This window comes from Spirosoma rhododendri (assembly GCF_012849055.1).
GTDB classification, from domain to species: Bacteria; Bacteroidota; Bacteroidia; order Cytophagales; family Spirosomataceae; genus Spirosoma; species Spirosoma rhododendri.
This window is the reverse complement of sequence record NZ_CP051677.1, coordinates 640,772-660,898: the sequence shown is the minus strand read 5'-3', so window position 1 is coordinate 660,898 and position 20,127 is coordinate 640,772. Positions and strand designations below refer to the sequence as shown.

16 protein-coding genes are annotated in these 20,127 nt (G+C 55.7%); 13 read left to right on the top strand and 3 right to left on the bottom strand.

The window, feature by feature from the left end:
- Nucleotides 1–246 precede the first annotated feature (246 nt).
- The 5 genes from HH216_RS02540 to HH216_RS02525 all read left to right on the top strand — a co-directional run bounded on the left by HH216_RS02540 (nucleotide 247) and on the right by HH216_RS02525 (nucleotide 7,282).
- A complete protein-coding gene (locus tag HH216_RS02540) occupies nucleotides 247–3,456 on the top strand; it encodes a SusC/RagA family TonB-linked outer membrane protein (protein WP_169549362.1) in 3,210 nt (1,069 codons plus the stop codon).
- A 178-nt stretch (nucleotides 3,457–3,634) separates the two neighbouring features.
- Nucleotides 3,635–5,083 carry a SusD/RagB family nutrient-binding outer membrane lipoprotein gene (locus tag HH216_RS02535; RefSeq protein WP_169549361.1) on the top strand — a complete coding sequence of 483 codons (1,449 nt, stop codon included), beginning with the start codon at nucleotides 3,635–3,637 and terminating at the stop codon, nucleotides 5,081–5,083.
- Nucleotides 5,084–5,109: 26 nt separating this feature from the next.
- Nucleotides 5,110–5,457 carry a hypothetical protein gene (locus HH216_RS25695; protein WP_254448659.1) on the top strand — a complete coding sequence of 116 codons (348 nt, stop codon included), beginning with the start codon at nucleotides 5,110–5,112 and terminating at the stop codon, nucleotides 5,455–5,457.
- Entirely contained in the window at nucleotides 5,436–6,437 is a 1,002-nt protein-coding gene (locus tag HH216_RS02530) for a sodium:solute symporter family transporter (protein ID WP_254448657.1), read from the top strand. The genes HH216_RS25695 and HH216_RS02530 overlap by 22 nt, the downstream gene beginning before the upstream one ends.
- Nucleotides 6,434–7,282, top strand: coding sequence for a metallophosphoesterase family protein (locus HH216_RS02525; RefSeq protein ID WP_169549360.1), 849 nt, complete (start codon nucleotides 6,434–6,436; stop codon nucleotides 7,280–7,282). Before HH216_RS02530 ends, HH216_RS02525 begins: the two co-directional genes overlap by 4 nt.
- A 9-nt stretch (nucleotides 7,283–7,291) precedes the next feature.
- On the opposite strand, the gene rfaD is transcribed toward HH216_RS02525, so the two are convergent.
- Nucleotides 7,292–8,257: an ADP-glyceromanno-heptose 6-epimerase gene (rfaD, locus tag HH216_RS02520; RefSeq protein ID WP_169549359.1), complete on the bottom strand. Its 966-nt coding sequence runs from the start codon at nucleotides 8,255–8,257 to the stop codon at nucleotides 7,292–7,294.
- 276 nt (nucleotides 8,258–8,533) lie between these two features.
- Between rfaD and HH216_RS02515 the strand changes: the two genes are divergently transcribed.
- The 3 genes from HH216_RS02515 (at nucleotide 8,534) to HH216_RS02505 (ending at nucleotide 11,309) form a co-directional block, all read left to right on the top strand.
- Nucleotides 8,534–8,950 carry a 6-pyruvoyl trahydropterin synthase family protein gene (locus HH216_RS02515; RefSeq protein WP_169549358.1) on the top strand — a complete coding sequence of 139 codons (417 nt, stop codon included), beginning with the start codon at nucleotides 8,534–8,536 and terminating at the stop codon, nucleotides 8,948–8,950.
- A 3-nt stretch (nucleotides 8,951–8,953) separates the two neighbouring features.
- Entirely contained in the window at nucleotides 8,954–10,066 is a 1,113-nt protein-coding gene (gene lpxB, locus HH216_RS02510; protein WP_169549357.1) for a lipid-A-disaccharide synthase, read from the top strand.
- Nucleotides 10,067–10,262: 196 nt separating this feature from the next.
- Nucleotides 10,263–11,309 (top strand): methyltransferase, encoded by a 1,047-nt coding sequence (locus HH216_RS02505; RefSeq protein WP_169549356.1) that lies wholly within the window; start codon nucleotides 10,263–10,265, stop codon nucleotides 11,307–11,309.
- A 138-nt stretch (nucleotides 11,310–11,447) separates the two neighbouring features.
- Here the strand turns inward: HH216_RS02505 and HH216_RS02500 are convergent, their stop codons facing one another.
- The gene (locus HH216_RS02500; protein WP_169549355.1) at nucleotides 11,448–12,020 is read right to left on the bottom strand and encodes a 1-acyl-sn-glycerol-3-phosphate acyltransferase; all 573 of its coding nucleotides are present in this window, start codon (nucleotides 12,018–12,020) and stop codon (nucleotides 11,448–11,450) included.
- A 288-nt stretch (nucleotides 12,021–12,308) separates the two neighbouring features.
- Nucleotides 12,309–13,460 carry a bifunctional histidinol-phosphatase/imidazoleglycerol-phosphate dehydratase HisB gene (hisB, locus tag HH216_RS02495; protein ID WP_169549354.1) on the bottom strand — a complete coding sequence of 384 codons (1,152 nt, stop codon included), beginning with the start codon at nucleotides 13,458–13,460 and terminating at the stop codon, nucleotides 12,309–12,311.
- 238 nt (nucleotides 13,461–13,698) lie between these two features.
- Here hisB and HH216_RS02490 point away from each other — a divergent pair, with 238 nt between their 5' ends.
- The 5 genes from HH216_RS02490 to HH216_RS02475 all read left to right on the top strand — a co-directional run bounded on the left by HH216_RS02490 (nucleotide 13,699) and on the right by HH216_RS02475 (nucleotide 20,125).
- A complete protein-coding gene (locus HH216_RS02490) occupies nucleotides 13,699–14,703 on the top strand; it encodes an NYN domain-containing protein (RefSeq protein ID WP_169549353.1) in 1,005 nt (334 codons plus the stop codon).
- Between the two features lie 34 nt (nucleotides 14,704–14,737).
- Complete coding sequence (locus HH216_RS02485) at nucleotides 14,738–16,045, top strand: anthranilate synthase component I family protein (RefSeq protein ID WP_169549352.1); 1,308 nt, start codon at nucleotides 14,738–14,740, stop codon at nucleotides 16,043–16,045.
- A gap of 351 nt (nucleotides 16,046–16,396) precedes the next feature.
- A complete protein-coding gene (locus tag HH216_RS26550) occupies nucleotides 16,397–17,377 on the top strand; it encodes a carboxypeptidase regulatory-like domain-containing protein (RefSeq protein ID WP_332871455.1) in 981 nt (326 codons plus the stop codon).
- On the top strand, nucleotides 17,260–19,278 hold the full coding sequence (locus HH216_RS02480) for a TonB-dependent receptor domain-containing protein (protein WP_332871454.1): 2,019 nt from the start codon (nucleotides 17,260–17,262) through the stop codon (nucleotides 19,276–19,278). Before HH216_RS26550 ends, HH216_RS02480 begins: the two co-directional genes overlap by 118 nt.
- A gap of 91 nt (nucleotides 19,279–19,369) precedes the next feature.
- Nucleotides 19,370–20,125 carry a GLPGLI family protein gene (locus HH216_RS02475; RefSeq protein ID WP_169549351.1) on the top strand — a complete coding sequence of 252 codons (756 nt, stop codon included), beginning with the start codon at nucleotides 19,370–19,372 and terminating at the stop codon, nucleotides 20,123–20,125.
- The last annotated feature ends 2 nt before the right edge of the window (nucleotides 20,126–20,127 follow it).

Genomic DNA, 20,127 nt, shown 5'->3' with positions numbered 1-20,127 from the left:
AAACCGTGATGCCACGACCGCCAAAGTACTGATCCATTGATGCACATACTGTCTCGATTCCATAACCACCTGCCAACAGATTCGCGGTAAATGCTGAGTCGGAAAAGCGCTAGATTTGTAGTCGATATTCGTTTTACACAGCCTGAAATTTGTCGATAAGTCGCTGGTTGAATACCCATCCAGATCAGAAATCAGGCCGTATATTGCCGTAGCACTTAATCAATCCGTTCACCCAACGTGTACCCTATGAGGTTACCCCTACTTTTTTTCTTTCTGCTCACAACACTCACCGTATCCGCCCAGAAACTGACCGGGCAAGTTACTGACAAAGCCACGCAACAGCCCATCGCGGGAGTGAGCATCGCGGTGAAAGGCACGCTGACCGGTACACTCACCAACAACGGCGGCACATTCAGCCTGACCAATCTCAAATCCACCGACGTACTGGTATTTTCGTACCTCGGTTACCGGACGCAGGAGATACCCTACACCGGGCAAAACAGCCTGACGGTCGAGCTGGAGGAAGGGCTGGCCCTCAACGAAGTCGTTGTGACGGCACTGGGACTGGAACGCAACGCCCGCAGCCTGGGCTATGCGATTCAGAAGGTCGATGGGCGGCTCATCAGTGACGTCAAAGCCCCCAATTTTCTGGACAATCTGGCCGGGAAAGTAGCGGGTGTAAACATTTCGGCCGGGTCGACGGGCGTTGGTTCGTCGTCGAAAATCACCATCCGGGGCGAATCGTCGTTCACCAATACCAACCCGCTGTTTGTTGTCGACGGTATTCCAATCAACAACGCGACGGTGGTTAACAACGTCAACGACGATGCCAACGGGTTTCAGGAAATCGACTTCGGCAATGGGGCGATGGAGATCAACCCCGACGATGTGGCTGCGGTGTCGGTGCTGAAAGGCCCCGGTGCGGCTGCGCTCTACGGCACCCGCGCATCCAACGGCGTCATCCTGATTACGACCAAAGACGGGGTCACCAATAAAGGCATCGGCGTCAGTTTCAACAGCACGTTCTTCGCCGAGCGGCCGTTTCAGTTGCCCCGTTTTCAGAACAGTTACGGGCAGGGCAACAGTGGCGCATTCAAATACGTCAACGGCCTGGGCGGGGGCATCAACGACAACATTTCGTACAGCTACGGCCCGCGCCTTGACGCTGGTTTGCTGATTCAGCAGTACGACAGCCCCGTGTCGCTGCCCGACGGCCGTACCGTGCGCGGGGGCGACATTTACGTCTACAGTGGTCAGCCGATCACGCCCACGCCTTTCGTTTCGCACCCCGACAACGTCAGCAGTTTTTATCAGCTTGGGCATACGGCCATCAACAACCTGGCCGTGTCGGGTAGTTATGCGAAGGGCAACTACCGCCTGTCGTTCTCCGATCTGAACAGCCAATCGACCATTCCGGGTGTCAACCTCGACCGGAAAACGCTGGCGGCCAAGCTGCAATTCGAGCCGGTGAAATGGCTGAAAATCAACTCATCTATCAACTACATCAACAGTAGCAGCGATAATCGGCCAGCGACGAAGTACGGTTCCGAAAACATCAACTACGCCATGAGCGCGTGGCTGGGGCGGCAAACCGACGTCAACCCGATGAAGCAGTACTGGCAGCCGGGGCTGGAAAACGTGCAGCAGTTTTCGTACAACTACACCTACTTCGACAACCCGTATTTCACGCTCTACGAAAACCGCAACTCGTTCAATCGTGACCGGCTTATCGGTAACATCTCCGCCACGGCCGACATTGCCGAGCATTTCCGGGTGATCGTGCGGAGCGGGATGGACTACTCCAGCGAAGCCCGGCAGTTCCGGCGGGCGTTCAGCAGCAACCGCTTCCGCAACGGTGCCTACGCCGAGAACCGGGTCTATTTCCGGGAAGTCAACACTGATTTCTTGCTGAACTACACCCGCAACCTGGGGCCGCTCTCGCTCGACGTATCGGCCGGAGGCAACCAGATGAATCAGCAGACGTCGTTTGATCAGGATCAGGCCCTGTCGCTGGCGCAGCCGGGCGTGTTCAAACTGACCAATGCTGCGTCGCCGGTGGAGGTGTATCAGCAGGTGGGCCGCAAGCGCATCAACAGCCTGTACGCGCTGGCGAAGCTGAGCTACCGCGACCTGCTGTTCGTCGACATTACGGGCCGTAACGACTGGTCGAGTGCCCTAGCGACGCCCACGTCGACGGCCAATACCTCGTTTTTCTACCCCTCGGTGTCGGCCAGTTGGGTGCTGTCGAACCAGTTCCGGTTGCCCTACGGCATCTCGTTTGCCAAAGTGCGGGCGAGCGTCGCCAATGTCGGCAACGACACCAGCCCGTACCAGACGACCGGCGTATTCAACGCCCGGACGCCGGTGTTTTCGCAGCCCGCGTTCAGCGCGCAGAGCAGCATCGCCAACACCAACCTGAAGCCGGAATCGACAACTTCCTTTGAAGTGGGGGCCGACATCCGCTTCTTCAACGACCGGCTCGGTTTCGACCTGACCTACTACGACGCACTCACCAGCAACCAGATTCTGTCGCTGCCCATCGCCCAGCCAACGGGCTATAGCGAACGGGTCATCAACGGCGGGGCGGTGCGCTCGCGCGGGTTAGAGGCCGTCGTGACGCTCACGCCCATACAGACCAACAGCGTCCGGTGGAACGTCAACCTGAATTTCAGCCGCAACCGCTCGACGGTCGTGTCGCTGCCCGACGAAGCCGGTACGCTGACGCTGGGGTACAATCGTATCTACGACAACGTTAACCAAACGGTCTGGTATCAGGTCCGGCAGGGCGACCGCATGGGCGATATGTGGGGAACGGGCTACTTGCGGAACGCGCAGGGTGAGTTTATCGTCGGGGCCAACGGGCAATACATCGCCGACAATACACTGAAAAAACTGGGCAACTACAACCCCGATTTCATGCTCGGCCTGAACAATCAGATCAGCGTGAAAAACTGGAACCTGAACTTCCTCCTCGACTGGCGGCAGGGTGGGGTGCTGGTGTCGCGGACGCTGGCCCTGGCGGGTGTAGCGGGTCAACTGATCGAAACCGCCGACCGCCCCGACGCGGGTATCGTTGCGAAAGGCGTGGTGAATACGGGCACGGCCGAAAACCCCGTGTACCAGCAAAACACCCGCGCCATTCCGGCCGAGACTTACTACCGGATGTACTACGACCGCAACAACGAAGAGAACAGCACCTACAACGCGTCGTATGTGAAGCTGCGCGAGATGAGCATCGGTTACACCGTGCCCGAAACGGCCTGGCTCGCCCAGAAACTGCGAATGCAGCGGCTGACGGTGGCCGTCGTAGGCCGCAATCTGTTCGCGCTGTCGCACATGCAGCACTTCGACCCGGAGCAGACGTCGTTTCAGCAGCAGCAGTTTCAGCGGGGCGTCGAGGACATGACCTACCCGTCGAGCCGGAATATCGGGGTTAAACTAAGCGTGAATTTTTAACCGAGTTAGCCGGGGATTTAACCCGGTTTGTGTTACCCCCCGTCCCCCTAAAGGGGGTGAGGACCCGGCATTTACTGCGGTGACTTCTCCCCCTTCAGGGGGACGGGGGGTAACACAAACCGGAAGGTGAAAGCCAAACCGAGAGAATCAACAAAGTCAACCGACTTGCAACATAGCCATGAAACGAAACCTGTATACTAAACTCCTCCTGCTCGTGCTGCTCGGCGTATTCCAGAGCTGTACGGACGGGTTCAAGGAGATCAATACCAACCCCAACGCGCCGGTCGATGTTCAGCCGTCGCTGCTGATGCGGAAAGTGCTGTTCGACTACGGCGAACAGATGTCGTACGAAGCGTTTGTGGCCGGGAACCTGCTGGGGCAGTACTTCACCGCCATCGACTTCAACCTCTTCGACCGGCACAGCCTGTCGGAGCCGCAGTACGGCGGTAATCCGTGGCCGTTTCTGTACACCAACCTGCGCGACAACGAGATCATCCTGCAAAAGTCTCGCGCCAACGTGGCCTACGGGGTGTATGAAGGTCCGGCGCTGATTATGAAAGCGTACATGACGGCCGCCCTGACCGACCTGTACGGCGACGTGCCCTACAGCGAAGCCCTGTCGGGGCAGTCGGGCGTTATCACCCCCGCCTACGATGGGCAGGAAGCCATCTATACGGCATCTGGCGGTATTCTCGACAACCTCAACAAAGGCATCGCGTCGATCAATGCATACAAAGGCGCGACGGCCCTCGATGGTGACATTATTTTCAGCGGTAACCGCACGAAGTGGGTGCTGTTTGCCAATTCGCTCAAGATCAAATACCTGATGCGTATTTCGGGTCGGGTCGATGTGAAGTCGGACTTGCAGAAGGTGCTGACGGAGGGAAATTTCATTAAGGCCAACACCGACAATGCCGCGTTCCGCTTCTCGACGCAGCCTAATAATTTCCGTATGTCGACGGCCCGCGTTGGCGACTACAACCTGTTCATTATGTCGCTGACCAGCCAGGAAATCCTGACGAACCTGAGCGATCCCCGTATACAAACGTACTTCCGGTCGACGACCGCCAAACCCGGCACGTACAAGGGGCTATTGAACGGACCGGATGCTTCGAAGCTGTCGATCTCCGTCGCCGATTACTCCCTGACGGGTAGTATCTTCCGCGAGAATTCGGATAAGCTGTCGGCCAATTTCATGACCGCTGCTGAAACGAGCCTGTTGCTGGCCGAAGCCGCCGAGCGGGGGCTGGTGTCGGCATCGGCGAAGGACTGGTACGAACGCGGCATCACGCAGGCGTTTGAATACTGGCAAACCACCCTGCCGACGAGCTATCTGAGCAGCAATGCGGTGGCGTACAAGCAGAACGGGCAGAACCCGATTGAGCAGATTCTGACGCAGAAATGGCTGGCGAACATCAACAACGGCTACGAAGGCTGGATCGAGTGGCGCCGGACGGGTTTCCCCCGCCTAAAAACGATTTCGGCCAGTCTGAATAACAACCTGATTCCCGTCAGGATGCCATATCCCGGCACGGAAAGCGCGCTCAACAACGTGCAGTACAAGAAAGCCGCCGACAAAATCAACAACAACAGCATCAACGCCCCCGTCTGGTGGGACGTGAACTAACCGCCGATGACGAGTAGTGTTTTTCAATGGGTGCTGGTGCTGGCTTCCAGCGTGGTGCTGTATATCGTGGCACCGTTTGCCCGCACCGCCCCGAATTTTTCAAAGGTGCGCGCAATCACCACGCGCCGAACACGGTCTATTTGACGAGCAGTCTGGTCATTTCGTGGCTGTTTGCCAAGTCGATCACCAATGCCGCCAACCTGGGCCACAGCTTCGGGTTGGTGGGCGGGGTGGCTTACGCGGGCTACTACCTATCGTTTGTAGTGGCGGGCTTTGTGCTGGTGGCCATGCGGACTAAAGGCGGCTACCGGAGTATTCACCATTTTCTGGAAACGAAGTTCGGCCGGGGGCGGTGGTTGTGTTTACGGGGCTGATTATCATTCGGTTGTACAACGAAATCTGGTCGAATACCATCGTGATCGGCTCGTACTTCGGCGCGACCGGCACGAGCAGCTACTACATCGCCATCGTCGTCTTTACGCTGCTGACGCTGGCTTACACGCTGAAAGGCGGCATGAGCAGTTCGATCATGACCGATGTAATTCAACTGACGCTGTTTGTGGGGCTGCTGACGGTAATTCTGGGGTTCATCCTGCCGCAGTACGGGGGTAGCCTGACGCCCTTCGTGAGCAGTGGCCGCTGGGAATTGGGGCAGGGCCTCGACCTGCTGCTGGTGGCGCTGGTGCAGTGCCTGAGCTACCCCTTCCACGACCCCGTCCTGACCGACCGGGGCTTCATCTCCGACCCCCGCACCACGCTTCGTTCGTACCTCTGGGCGGGGGCAATCGGCTCGCTGTGCATCATCTTCTTCAGCTTTGTCGGTATCTTCGCCAAACTCAACGATCTGTCGGGTGAAGCACCGGTGGCCGTCGCGAAATACTTTGGCGTACCGATGCTGTTGCTGATGAACCTGATCATGGTTACGTCGGCGTCATCGACGCTTGATTCGGCGATGGCATCGTTTTCCAAACTGGTCAGCATCGATTTAGGCAACGCGGAAACACCCAATGTTACGACCGGCCGCTGGGCAATGGTCGTACTGACGGTGCTGGGTACGATCCCGGTTTTCTTCGATCCGGTTATTCTGTCGGCCACGACCATCAGCGGAACGCTCGTGCTGGGACTGGCACCGATTTTTTTGTTTTGGAATGTCGCCGTACCGCGCATCGCTTTTCATCTGTCGGTCGTGGGTGGGCTGGTACTGGGTGCCCTGCTGACGTTTCTGCCCCTGCCCGACGCCCTCCGCCTGACCGACGGCAAGTACGGCGCGCTGCTCAGTACCAACCTGATTACAACCGCTTACTGTTTTCTGGTGTTCTTCGCCTGTACCGTCTTCCGTACTAAAAACGCATGAACACTCCCGCAACGACTACCGACCTCGGCACCCTCAGGGGCCCGCTGCTTATTTTCGGCGGTCCGTACTCTAACATACAGGCGCTGGAAACGCTCCGGCAGATCGCCGAACAGCGCGGCATCTCGCCCGACCGGATCATCTGTACCGGCGACATCGTGGGTTACTGCGCCCAGCCCGATGAGTGCGTGCAATTGATAAAAGCGTGGGGCATTCACAGCATTCAGGGTAACGTGGAGCAGAACGTCGTCGAGGGCGCGGACGACTGCGGCTGTAATTTCGCCGAGGGTGGCCGCTGCGATACATTCTCCCGGACGTGGTTTCCCTACGCGGTGCAGGCACTATCGGGGGCGTCAGTAGAGTGGTTACGTACATTGCCGTTGCACCTGCGCTTTTCCTATGCTGGCAAGTCGGTGGCCGTTGTGCACGGGTCCGCGACAAACATTTCGGAGTTCGTATTTGCGTCGACGCCGTGGTCCGTCAAGGAACAAACGATGACAGCTACCGGTGCCGACGTTATCCTGGCTGGCCATGCCGGACTGCCGTTTGATGATGTGCGGGAGGATAAATACTGGCTCAATGCGGGGGTTATCGGGATGCCCGCCAACGACGGTACCCCGCGCGTCTGGTACCTGCTGCTTGATGATGCCGACGGTCAGTTTACGTACCAGTTTTGCTCGTTCACCTACGACAACCAAACGGCTAACCAGCTTATGCAGGCGAACGGCCTGCCCGATTCCTACGCACAAACCCTGCTGACGGGTATCTGGGACAACTGCGAAATCCTACCCGACGCCGAAAAGCAGCTACAGGGCGTCGGTATCGCCTTTTCTGACAGCGTTAGCTAACCGGCTGCGTTACAGATACGTATCTTCTTTGAGGTAATTGCCCACGTAGTCAGCGATGCCTTCTTCAAGCGAGCAGAACGGGCGGTCGTAGCCGATGGAGCGCAGCTTGGCCATGTTGGCCTGCGTGAAATACTGGTACTTGTCGCGGATGTCGGCGGGGGTATCGATAAAGCCGATGTTCGGTTCGAGGTCGAGAGCGCGGAAGGTGCTGGTAACCAGATCGAGGAAGGTGCGGGCTTTGCCGCTGCCGAGGTTGTAGATGCCGGAGTTGCGCCGGTGATGCATCAGAAACAGACACACCTCAACGACGTCTTTCACGTACACGAAATCGCGCATCTGCTCGCCGTCGGCGTAATCGGGGTTGTGCGACCGGAACAAATTCATCTTACCCGTTTTCCGAATTTGATTGACGGTGTGAAAAATCACCGACGCCATCCGGTCTTTGTGGTATTCGTTGGGGCCGTAGACGTTGAAGAATTTCAGTCCTGCCCAGAAAAACGGTTTGCGTTCCTGCTCCAGCGCCCAGATGTCGAACGCGTTCTTCGATTCACCGTAGGGGTTCAGCGGTTTGAGCTGCGGAATCTGCGATTCGTTGTCGTCGTAGCCCAGCTCGCCGAGGCCGTACGTAGCCGCCGACGATGCATACACGAGCGGAATCTGATAGTCGATGCAGGCTTGCCAGATACGCTTGGAATACGTCAGGTTGAGGTGCTCCAGAATCGACCAGTCGAACTCGGTCGTGTCGGTACGGGCACCGATGTGGAAGATGAATTCGATCTCCTGATAGTTCTGATCGAGCCAGTCGAAAAACACCTCCCGGTCGACGCGCTCCTGAATGCGCTTGCCTACCAGATTCTTTTCTTTACGGGGGTCAGAAAAATCGTCAACGGCGATGATGAAATTGAAGTTTTCCTGATTCAATTTGCTAATCAAACAACTGCCGATAAAACCGGCTGCCCCCGTAACGATAATCATAGAGAAATGGAAAATAGGTGCTGAAGCCCTTAAACTGGTAGAAATCAGCGTGAAACTTAAAAAAGAGATCGTAAAGGTACGGGTTAGGGGCTATACAAAAGAATAGGTGATTTTTTGATTAAATTGTATTATTTATATGTGAATCCCGTTGCCTCATCGCTTGTTCAACCCGGATACAATGGCCGTTTACCGCGCAGGTCTCCGCCGAAATGCGTACCTTTACGCCCTAATTTTTCACCCGGCGTTTCTGGCAACCGCCTTATCTAAACCAGAGCTATGGTCTATATCAACAGAATTGAGCACTTCAACGCGGCTCACCGGCTATACAATCCGAACTGGTCGGAAGAAAAAAATGCGGAAGTTTTCGGTCCCTGCGCCAACATCAACTGGCACGGCCACAACTTCGAACTGATCGTCACGGTCAAGGGCGAACCTGACCCCGATACGGGCTTTGTGATCGACCTGAAAATGCTGGGCGACATCATCAAACGGGACGTAATCGAAAAGGTCGATCACAAAAATCTGAACCTCGACGTTGACTTCATGCGGGGTAAAATGGCGTCGTGCGAAATCTTCATCATGGAAATCTGGAAGATCCTCGAACGCGCCCTCGCCGACGTCAGCGAAGCCCACCTGCATCAGTTGCGGCTCTACGAAACGCCCAAAAACTTCGTCGATTATTTCGGCGAATAGTCCATGACCTATTACCTGATTGCGGGCGAACGCTCCGGCGACTTACACGGTGCCAACCTGATCCGGTCGATCCGGCAGCACGATCCGCAGGCTGCGTTTCGGGCCTACGGTGGTGAGCAGATGGAAGCCGCCGGGGCCACGCTCGTTCGGCACTACCGCGAGATGGCCTTTATGGGTTTCGTGGAAGTGGCCCGCAATCTGGGAACGATCCGCCGGATCATGCGCGAGTGTCAGGCCGACCTGCTGGCCCACCGCCCCGATGTGCTGATCCTGATCGACTATTCGGGTTTCAACCTGCGCGTGGCCAAATTTGCAAAAGCGCACGGCATTCGGGTGTTCTACTACATCGCGCCAAAAGTGTGGGCGTGGAACCCCGGCCGGGCCAAAAACATCAAGGCGTCGGTCAACCGTCTGTTTACGATACTGCCGTTTGAAACCGAGTTTTTCGCCCGCTACGACTACCGCGTCGATTACGTGGGCAACCCCCTGCTCGATGCACTTGCCCAGTTTCAGCCCGATACTCAGTTTCTGGCCAAACTTCCCGCCGACGAACGTCCCGTTGTGGCTCTGCTGCCCGGTAGCCGCCGTCAGGAAATTGTGGGCATGCTGCCGACGATGCTGGCGGCTACGCGCCATTTCCCCAACTATCGTTTCGTCGTCGGTACGGTCAGCAACCTGCCCGCGAGCCTGTACGACGACCTGTTGCGCGACTACCCCAACGTGGCCCGCGTCAGCGATGCGGCCTACGACCTGCTGACGGTAGCAACGGCCGCGCTGGTAACGTCGGGGACGGCGACGCTCGAAACGGCCCTGCTCAACGTGCCGCAGGTGGTGTGTTACAAAGCGTCGAAGCTGTTCTACGCCATTGGCAAGCGCGTGATGTCGGTGCGGTTTATCTCGCTCGTCAACCTCATCGCCGACCGCGAAATCGTCAAAGAACTGATTCAGGATTTTCGGGAAGACACGGTTGTCGCCGAACTGCGGGCCATCCTGCCGGGGGGCACCCGCCGGGCCGATCAACTGGCTGGCTACGCCGACGTCCGGCAGCGGATGGGCGAACCCGGCGCGTCGGAGCGGGCCGGTGCGCTGATGGTGCAGGCACTGCGGGAGGGCTGATGATGTCTGGGGAACGGATTTTTGTCATCCCGACGCCAGGAGGGATCCGCTCCGGCGGCCCGGTTCGGTAACAGGCGGTTAAATCAGCCCCTCGCGAAGATCCCTCCTGTCGTCGGGATGACAGAAATTGATCGTTCAGGCAGACGTATCTAAATCGTAAACGGCTTCACTGATTATAAATCACCTATACTCAACGATGACTTCTCAACCTGATCTCGCACCCATTACCCGCCAGCTACGGGCCATGTACGGGTCGCGTCTGCTCATTGTCGCGGTACACCACATACCCGTTTTTAGCGAACTGATAAACGGGCCGCTGTCCGTGGCGGAACTGAGCCAGCGACTTAATCTGCAAGAGCGACCGGCCCATGTGTTGTTCCCAGCCCTGTGCGCGATGAACCTGCTGACTTACGACCAAACGGGTAAACTGTACATCACCGAGTTGGGCCGATACGTGTCGCAGCGGCATACGCCGAATCTGAGCGGATACATTGAACTGGAAAAAGACGACGTGGGCGCCGTGGAAATGGCCGTCCGACTGCGAAACGACGGGCCGCTGGAAACGCCCAACGGTATTTCGTTCGTCAAAGAAGGTGATGCGCCCTCGCCGATGGATGATCCCGACGAGTCGCGCCGATTTACGCTGGGGCTGGCTGGTCGCGCCCGGCACCTGTCGCCTTTGGTCGCGGCCAGCATGACCCGGCGCGACGGGCATCTGCTCGACGTGGCGGGTGGTACCGGCTTTTACACCTACGAATGGCTGCTGAACAACCCCACGTCGACGGCCACGCTATTCGACCGCCCGGCGGTACTGACCGTTGCGCAGGAGTTGCTCGATGAATTCAGCCGGAGCGGCCGACCGGGGGCAGAAAGCGTCCGGGAGCGGGTAACGTTCCTGCCGGGCGATATGCTCACCGACGATCTAACCAATACCGACCTGTTGCTGGCTGCCAGCCTGTTCCACGATTGGCCAACCGATACCTGTCAGGCACTGACCAACCGCTTTGCTGCGGCCCTGCGCCCCGGTGGTGAACTCTGGGTACACGACGCGTTTCTAAACGATGCGCTCGATGGTCCGCTGGCCGTTACCGATTATTCGGCCCAACTATTCTGGGGAACAAAAGGACGCTGCTACAGCCGTGTCGAGCACCGGAGCTGGTTCAAACAGGCCGGTCTGCAACCCACCGACGAAGCTATTCCTACGCAACTGGATTACGGATTGATCTGGGCAAAGAAGTTGTAGCCTGGACCGCACCGGCGGACCGGTCCACGTCCGGGTGCCCGTTAGGGCAACTAGTGCAGGCGGATGCTTTGTTGGCCGCTGTCGCGCCCACCCGGACGTGGACCGGTCCAGGCTACGTAACTACCAAGCTACAATACGCTAACTGCGTTCGATAACGCCGGTCTTTTCCCACTTCAGCAGCCAGTCTTTTTTGATGCCGTGAACCTGTGAGAAAAACTGGTAGAAGGGGAGCATATCGCGCTCATAGTCGCCGGTTACGTAGAGCGGTTCGCTGAGGAGCACGAGTTTGCGGGGCCAGTCGAAGCCGACGAGAATCAGCGGGACGTTGGCTTTCAGTGCGATGTAGTAAAAACCCGTTTTGAGTGTAGCGACGTTGGCGCGGGTACCTTCGGGCGTGATGCAGATGTGGAGCCGGTCGCTTTGGTTGAAAACGTCGACGGTAGCATCGACCAGATTACGCGACCGGTCGCGGTAGACGGGCTTACCACCGAGCAGGCGAAACAGCCAGCCCGAGTACCACGTGAACAACGAACTTTTGGCGAGGTACTGAATCCAGATACCGACGGTCGGGCGGATACCCAGCCCGACAGGGAAATCCCAGTTGGTGGTGTGGGGCGCAACGACCCAAATGGCTTTGGGCACCGTAGGTACCGGCCCCTGAATGCGCCAGCCCCACAGTTTAAACAACCAGCGAGTCAGGGCACCAAGCATGATGGGTTTGAGGTTTGTAGTTTAACGGTCAAGGTTCTGAGCGGACAAAGCATCGGGAATATGGTTGCCGCAGAAGAAACGTTAAACGTTAAACCACAAACCTTGAACCAGATTAATACTTCCGGTCTTTGCGCTCCAGCCACTTGCCGGTCATGAACGAAGCGATCAGCAGAACCGCGTAGAACAGAAGGGTTAACGGGGTTGATAAATCCATGTCAGTGCTCAATTGAAGATGGGGCAAAAGTACGACGGAAAAGCCGTGCCGCAAAGTCTTGGTACAAAGCCTTGTTACAAAACGCCTTTCGTGCTGGGCAGGTTATCGATTTCCCGAATGTCGCGCCGAACGGCCATCTTGATCGATTTGGCAAACGCCTTGAAAATCGCTTCGATCTTATGGTGTTCGTTATCGCCTTCAACCTTTACGTTCAGGTTGCACTGCGCCGTGTCGGAGAATGATTTGAAGAAGTGGTGAAACAGCTCGGTCGGCATGTCGCCCACTTTCTCGCGCCGGAACTCAGCGTCCCACACCAGCCACGGCCGTCCAGAAAAGTCGATCGCTACCTGCGCCAGTGCGTCGTCCATCGGCAGCAGATAGCCGTAGCGGCTGATGCCTTTTTTGTCGCCGAGCGCACGTCGGTACGCTTCGCCCAGGGCCAGCGCGGTATCTTCGATGGTGTGATGTTCGTCGATGTGCAGGTCGCCCTGTACGCGGATGGTCAGGTCGGAGCCGGAATGCTTGGCCACCTGATCGAGCATGTGATCGTAGAAGCCCAGGCCCGTGTGAATGTCAGCTTTGCCCGTGCCGTCGAGGTTCAGGTCGATACGAATCTGCGTTTCTTTCGTGTTGCGCTCGACCGTGACGGTGCGGGCAGGCAGGCGCAGGAAGGTGTAAATGGCGTGCCAGTCGCTGGTCGTCAGCGCGATGGCCTGTTTCATGGCGTCGGTCTGCTGGGTGACATCGGCCATCTGTACCGATTCCAGACCGCCGGGGGGCAGAAACAGAATGGCTTTCGCGCCCAGATTAACGGCCAGCTGCACGTCGGTCAGGCGGTCGCCGATGACGTAGCTATTGGCAAGGTCGTATTTCGTACGGTCAAAGTACTCCATCAGCATACCCGTTCCCGGCTTGCGGGTGGTGCTATTCTGATGCGGGAAATGCCGGTCGATGTGGATGTCGTCGAAATGAATGTTTTCACCTTCGAAGGTCGACAGCATCTTGTTTTGGGCAGGCCAGAACGTATCTTCGGGGAACGCGTCGGTGCCGAGACCGTCCTGATTAGTGACCATCACCAGCCGGTAATCGGTTTCCTGCGCGATCTGCCGCATGGCCGACAGCGCACCGGGGATGTAATCAAGCTTGGCCAGTGAATCGACCTGCTGATCGGGTTGTGGTTCAGCAATCAGCGTTCCGTCACGGTCGATAAATAGTATTTTTTGCATAAAGGAGCAGCGGTAGAAGCGGCAAAGATACCGGCCCGGTCGCGATTGCTGTTAAAAAAGCTTTACTTTTGCCCCACGACCATACTGTGACTAGCCTGCTATTTCTGAACGTCGTTTACATACCAGTCAACCAGAATCCTCCATTATCCACATTACTCTATCATACCGTACGCGCTTGTCCATATCCATACAATACACAGTTAATTAGTAAGCTTACCATTTACAACAAACAGTATATATGCAGTCAGTATCATCCCGACTGACCCGTATTGGGGTCTTTTATGACGGTAACTATTTCCTCCACGTAAGCAACTATTATAACTACTCCCACGAGCGACGCAGCCGGATCAGCATTTCGGGGCTGCACGCGTTTATTCGGCAGCAGGTAGCTGAGCGGGAGGGTGTTAATGAACGGTTGTGCCAGATTGTCGACGCCCATTATTTTCGGGGGCGGCTCAACGCCCACGAAGCCAATCAGCGCGGTAATCAACTGTTCTACGACCGGCTGTTCGATGATATCCTGATGTCGGAAGGCGTCGTGACCCACTACCTGCCGGTCAAGACCTACCAGGGGTACCGCCAGGAAAAAGGCATCGATGTATGGCTGGCGCTGGAAGCGTTTGAACTGACTCTCTACAAGAAATTCGACGTTATCGTGCTCATCACGTCCGACGGTGATTACGTGCCGCTCATTCGTAAGCTGAACACGGTAGGCTCGCGGATCATGGTACTGAGCTGGGATTTTGAATTTGAAAACGAACAGGGCGAACGGCAGGTGACCCGTACCTCGCAGGATCTGCTCGAAGAAGTGTCGTACCCGGTCGCCATGCACGCCATGATCGATGACCGCACCCGGCGCAACGACCCGATCATTCAAAACCTGTTCGTCAAGCAGGCTTCCCGCCCGACATTCACGCCAGCGACAGCTACTACGAGTGGGAATAGTTTCGTCAATAGCCAGAACTCATACGCGGCTAACTTTGAAGATGAAGACGAGCCAAACTACAACCTCATCGATCGGCCGGACGATGACCCGACCGGTCGGAAAATCAGTACGGTTCGCAGTCTGAAATCGGGGTATGGGTTTATCAATTACCCACCTAATAACCTGTTTTTCCACTATACCAGCCTGATCGATACCGAGTTCGACGAACTCCACATTGATGACGAAGTAGAGTTTACGCTGGGCCAGAATCCGGAAGGTAAAGACATCGCCGTCGACGTATCGCTGGTACGAAGTTAGTTTCAGGTTTAATGGTCAAGGTTTAACGTTTTCGGTGGATACTAACCTTGAACATAAAACATCAAACGTTGAACTCGTTTTCTGGCAACGGGCGCTGGCCTGGGCACTGGCACAGCCGCAGAACGACGGCGTAGTTGCGCTACTGAACAACAGTAATATTGAGTACCCCAACGACCCGTTTCCAAACCGACTCTTTGTCGGGGCGAAGCGGGTCGTTGGGGTTTCTGATGCGTCGGATGGGCCGGATGCCTTTGAGCTGCTAAGGCTGGCGCAGGCCGAACGCCCGTCACACTGGGTCGGGTATTTGGGCTATGATCTGAAGAATCAACTGGAACGGCTCAACAGCCGACATCCGAACCGGATTGGGTTTGCTGACGCGTTTTTTGCCGAGCCCCGCTGGATTATCGACTACCACGACGGAGCACCAACGCTGGCTGGCGAGGGCGATACTGATGCGCTGCTGACCGATCTGCTGGCGTTTCCAATGCCTGCTTTCCTGCCTGTCGACCCGCAACAGGTGCAGTGCCGCGTTACGTCCGATGCATACATGACCACCGTCCGACAGATTCAGCAGTTCATTCGGGCGGGGGAGGTTTACGAGCTGAATTACTGTGTCGAGTTTTTTGCCGAACAGGCCCGGCTCGATCCAATGGCCACGTACTGGGCGCTGAACGAACGGTCGCCGATGCCGTTTTCGGCCTTTTTAAAGCTTGACGACCACTATATGATGGGGGCGTCGCCGGAGCGGTTTCTCAAAAAAACGGGAGCGACGCTTACCTCACAGCCTATCAAAGGCACCATCCGCCGGGGAAAAACGGCCGATGAAGACGCCCAGCTCCGGGTACGACTGCTTAACTCCGAGAAGGAGCGGGCCGAGAACCTGATGATCGTCGATCTGGTCAGGAACGATCTGGCGCGGTCGGCTCAGACGGGTACGGTACGGGTCGATGAATTGTTCGGGATTTACAGCTTTCGGCAGGTATTTCAAATGATCTCGACTGTATCGGCCACGCTGCACCCCGACAGTTCGTGGACCGACGCCATCCGTAACGCCTTTCCGATGGGCAGTATGACCGGTGCGCCCAAAATCCGGTCGATGGAACTGATTGACGAGTTGGAAAGCAGCCGCCGGGGGCTGTATTCGGGCGCGTTTGGTTACGTTACCTCCGACAACAATTTCGATTTTAACGTTGTGATCCGGTCGCTGCTGTACGACGCCCGGCAGCAATACGCTTCGTTCTCGGTAGGTAGTGCCATCACCTACGACGCCGATCCCGCCCAGGAGTGGGACGAATGCCTGCTCAAAGCCCGCGCCATCCGCGACCTGCTCGAAGGGTGTTGACACTGTCTCAGACAGCATCCCTGCTGTCGTAGCCGAAGGCTAAAGTGGCGTGTCCTGTTTGTTAGCCGCTGACGCGGCTACGACAGCAAGATGCTGTCTGAGACAAACGTATACCGTTTAATCAATACTGTCGAAAATACCCGTGAATTCGGTGTGGAATTGAGGTGATTTTGGTCTCCTTTAACATGTTCCGTGCAACGGTTTGGCGTTTTTTTAACTCATTATCAGTGCGCTATACCGTTTACGAAATAGTGTACTATAAAAATAGTTAAATAACGTTAACACGGTGTCAACCTGTTTCGGCTTGGCCTATCTTGTCACCACAACCAGTCAACCTCTACTCTATCACCCATGCGAAACCTCTTTTTGTTGGCGGCATTGTGCCTGCTAACGGTGGTGTTACGTGCCCAGACGCCCACGCGCTTCACACTCCAGGGACGGGCCGTCGACACGCTCAACAATGCACTGCCGTCTTCCACAGTGATGTTGCTTAGCCCCAAAGATTCATCGATGGTGAATTTTGGACGAACCGATGACAAGGGAGCCTTCACCTTCAAAAATCTAAAGGCGGGTAGCTACATCCTGAAGGTTACGTTCGTCGGTTACATTCCGTACAACGCGCTGATCAAAAATGGTGATGATGCCGTACTCGATCTGGGCGGTCTGAAGCTAAAACCCATCACGAAGGAACTGATGGAAGTCGTCGTCCGGACGGCGAAAGCACCGCTCACGATTAAGGGTGATACCCTCGAATACAACGCGGCTTCATTCAAGGTACCGCCCGGCTCGACGGTCGAAGACCTGCTCAGAAAACTGCCGGGGGTGCAGATCGATCAGGACGGCAATATCCGGGCGCAGGGGCAGGCGGTTAGTAAAGTGACGGTCGACGGGAAGCAATTCTTTGGGAGTGATCCGAAGCTGGCTACCAAGAACTTACAGGCCGATGCCATCACGAAAGTGCAGGTGTTCAGCGACAAAACGGAGCAGGCGAAGCTGACGGGTGTCGATGACGGGAAGAAAGAAAAAACCGTCAACCTGCAACTCAAGGACGAATACAAGAAAGGCGGATTCGGAAAAGTGACTGCCGGTGGTGGACCAGCCTCGAACAACGTTTCGGCGCGCTATGACGTGCGGGGGAACTACAATAAGTTCGACAGCAAGCGGCAGCTATCGGCGGTGCTGCTGGGCAACAATACCAATCAGGGCGGCCTCTCGTGGAACGATTACCAGGATTTTCGGGGAGTAACTCGTTCAACTGGAACGACGACGCGGATTTCGGCTTCAGCGGCAATAACCGGTATCTTTCCTTCGGCGACGATAATGAAAGCCTGAGTATTCCGATTAGCGGGGGCGATAACCGGGGCTTTACGCGGAACCTGGCCGGTGGTGTCAACTACAACTACGATACGAAGAAGACCAAGCTCAGCACCAGCTACTTCTTCAACCAGACCCGGCAGGACCTTTCCACGCTGCGCAATCAGCAACGCTTTCTACCCGGCTCAACGCTCACGACGACCGACACGAGTACGCAGATGAATCAGAACGCTAATCACCGGGTTAGCCTGCGTTTTGAAAAACAACTCGATACCACGCAGACGCTGATTTTGATTAGTAATGGTCGGCTGGGTATCGGCAACAACAACCTGACCAGTTTACAGCGTATCAATCAAAGCCTGGCTGGCGGTCCGCAGCAATTGTATTCGACCAGCAATACCCTCAACGGTACACAGGCCAATCAGTTTGCGCTGGCGAATACGGCTCTCTATCGGCTGAAATTCAAGAAAAAAGGGCGCAGCTTTGCCGCCAGCGCGACGTATCAGATAACCAAAAACGATGCTGACTTACGGTTACAGTCTGTCAACCAGTTTTTTCAGGCAACGACGGTTAGTGACATGTTCCGCAACCTGAATCAGGATCAGAACACTGACCTGCTCAGCAATCAGTATAAGGCCAGCTTGCTCTATGTCGAGCCGTTTGCCAAGAAGTTTTACTGGGAAACGTTCTACAATTTCAGCCTGCGCTTCGATGAAGTTGAACGTGGGGTATTTAACCTCAACGACTCCCGCCGACGGGTCGATACGCTGAGCCTGTACTACAAAAATAATTACACCTACAACCGGCTGGGAAGTAGCCTTCGGTATTCATACAAAGGACTGAACGTGTCGGCGGGTTTGGCCGGGCAAAGCTTTGTGCTCGATGGTAAGTACAACCGGGATCGTTCGCAGGAGTTAATCCCGATCCGGCGTACCTTCAATACGCTGCTTCCGAATGTTGGGCTCAACTACGATCTGAAAAACAACAAGTACCTCTATGGTAGCTACTCGGTAGGCGTACAGATTCCGGCCTCACGTGATTTGCAACCGGTACGCACGATCACCAACCCGCTCTTCGTAACGGTGGGTAACCCCAACCTGCTACCGGGTCTGAATAAAGAAGTGGATCTTGGCTTTTACTATTTCAACCCCGGTAGCTTCATCAACTTTTCGACGAATCTAAGCTCAACCTGGAACGATAACCAGATTGTGTACGGGCAGAGTGTCGATACGCAAACGCTGATTACGACGACATCGCCCGAAAACGTCTCGGGCGGGCGCTCTACGGGTGGCTATCTGGGCTTTGGTTTTCCGCTGAAGAAAACCAAAGCAACGCTGAACCTGAACGGGCAATTCAACGTCGGCCGTAACTTTACACCAATTCGGCAGACGCGGCAGGTTGGGGGCGTAACCGAAGTGGTGAGCGACATCCTGAACGATACGAAAAATCAGAACATCAGCGGTGGCGCCCGGCTCGAACTGACCCCAAAAGAGTGGCTCACGTTCTATGGTAATGCCAACGTCAACATCACCAACGCGCAGTACTCGGTCAATACGGCGCAGAACCAGACGATCTACACCTATACGTACCGGGGGGATCTGAACCTGAAATTTCCCAGGGATATCTACCTCAACACGACGCTCAATTATCGCTCCTACATCAATGACCGATTGGGCTTCCGTCAGCAGGTACCGATTCTGAACACGTCGCTGTACCATATCATCGGCAAAGCCAAACGGGCGGAGGTACGGCTGTCGGCCTATGACCTGCTGAACCGTAACGTGTACGTCAGTCAGTATGCCGGACAGAACTACAGCCAGACGGAGAGTATTCAGACGCTGGCCCGCTATTTTTTGCTTAGTTTCACCTACAACATGCGGGGTGTAACGGCCAAGATGCGCCGTCAGGATTTTTATTGATACAGTAATGTAGCCTGAACCGGCCCACCGGTTCAGGCTACATTACTTGCCAAGCTACAGAAAACCGAAAACTGCAAACCATATACCGACTATGTACCGACTACTTATTGGCTTGCTACTGCTGAGCCTGCCGTCGCTGGTGATGGCCCAAAAAACCGAAGGCGTCGTGGAATACCGGCGCATCACGCACTGGAACAAGATTTACAGCCGCATGACCTACCTGAGTCAGGAGCAGAAAGACCGGATCATGCTGCGAAGTAAAAACTGGGAGGACGATAACAAGGGCGAGAAGATGAAGCTACTGTTTACGCCCACGCAAAGCCTGTATACTTATTCGGGCGATGCGTCGGAAAGTCAGGATGAAGGCTATTCATGGCGGCAGAGCGAACTAATTATGACGCGTAACTTCGAGAAAGAACGTCAAATGGACATCATGGAGATGCTGGGCAGAGTATACATTGTTGAGGACTCGCTACGGACACCTACCTGGAAAATTGGTAATCAGATCAAAGACGTAGCGGGCTATATCTGCATGAAGGCAGAGACTACCGATCCTATCAAGAATCAGACGATAACGGCCTGGTTCGCGCAGGATATTCCCGTATCAGCTGGTCCCGAACGAATGAGTGGGCTGCCGGGGCTGATTCTGGAATTGGACCTTAATGACGGTGATGTCGAAATCATCGCGCAGAGTGTTACGTTCCGTCCCGTCACGGCCGACGATCTTAAACTACCCAAGACTAAAGGCAAGAAGATTACCGACGCAGATTACAACGCGATGGTCAAAAAGAAAATCACCGAGAGTATTACTGCCCATGAGAATCCGTACTGGAGTATCCGGTACTGACG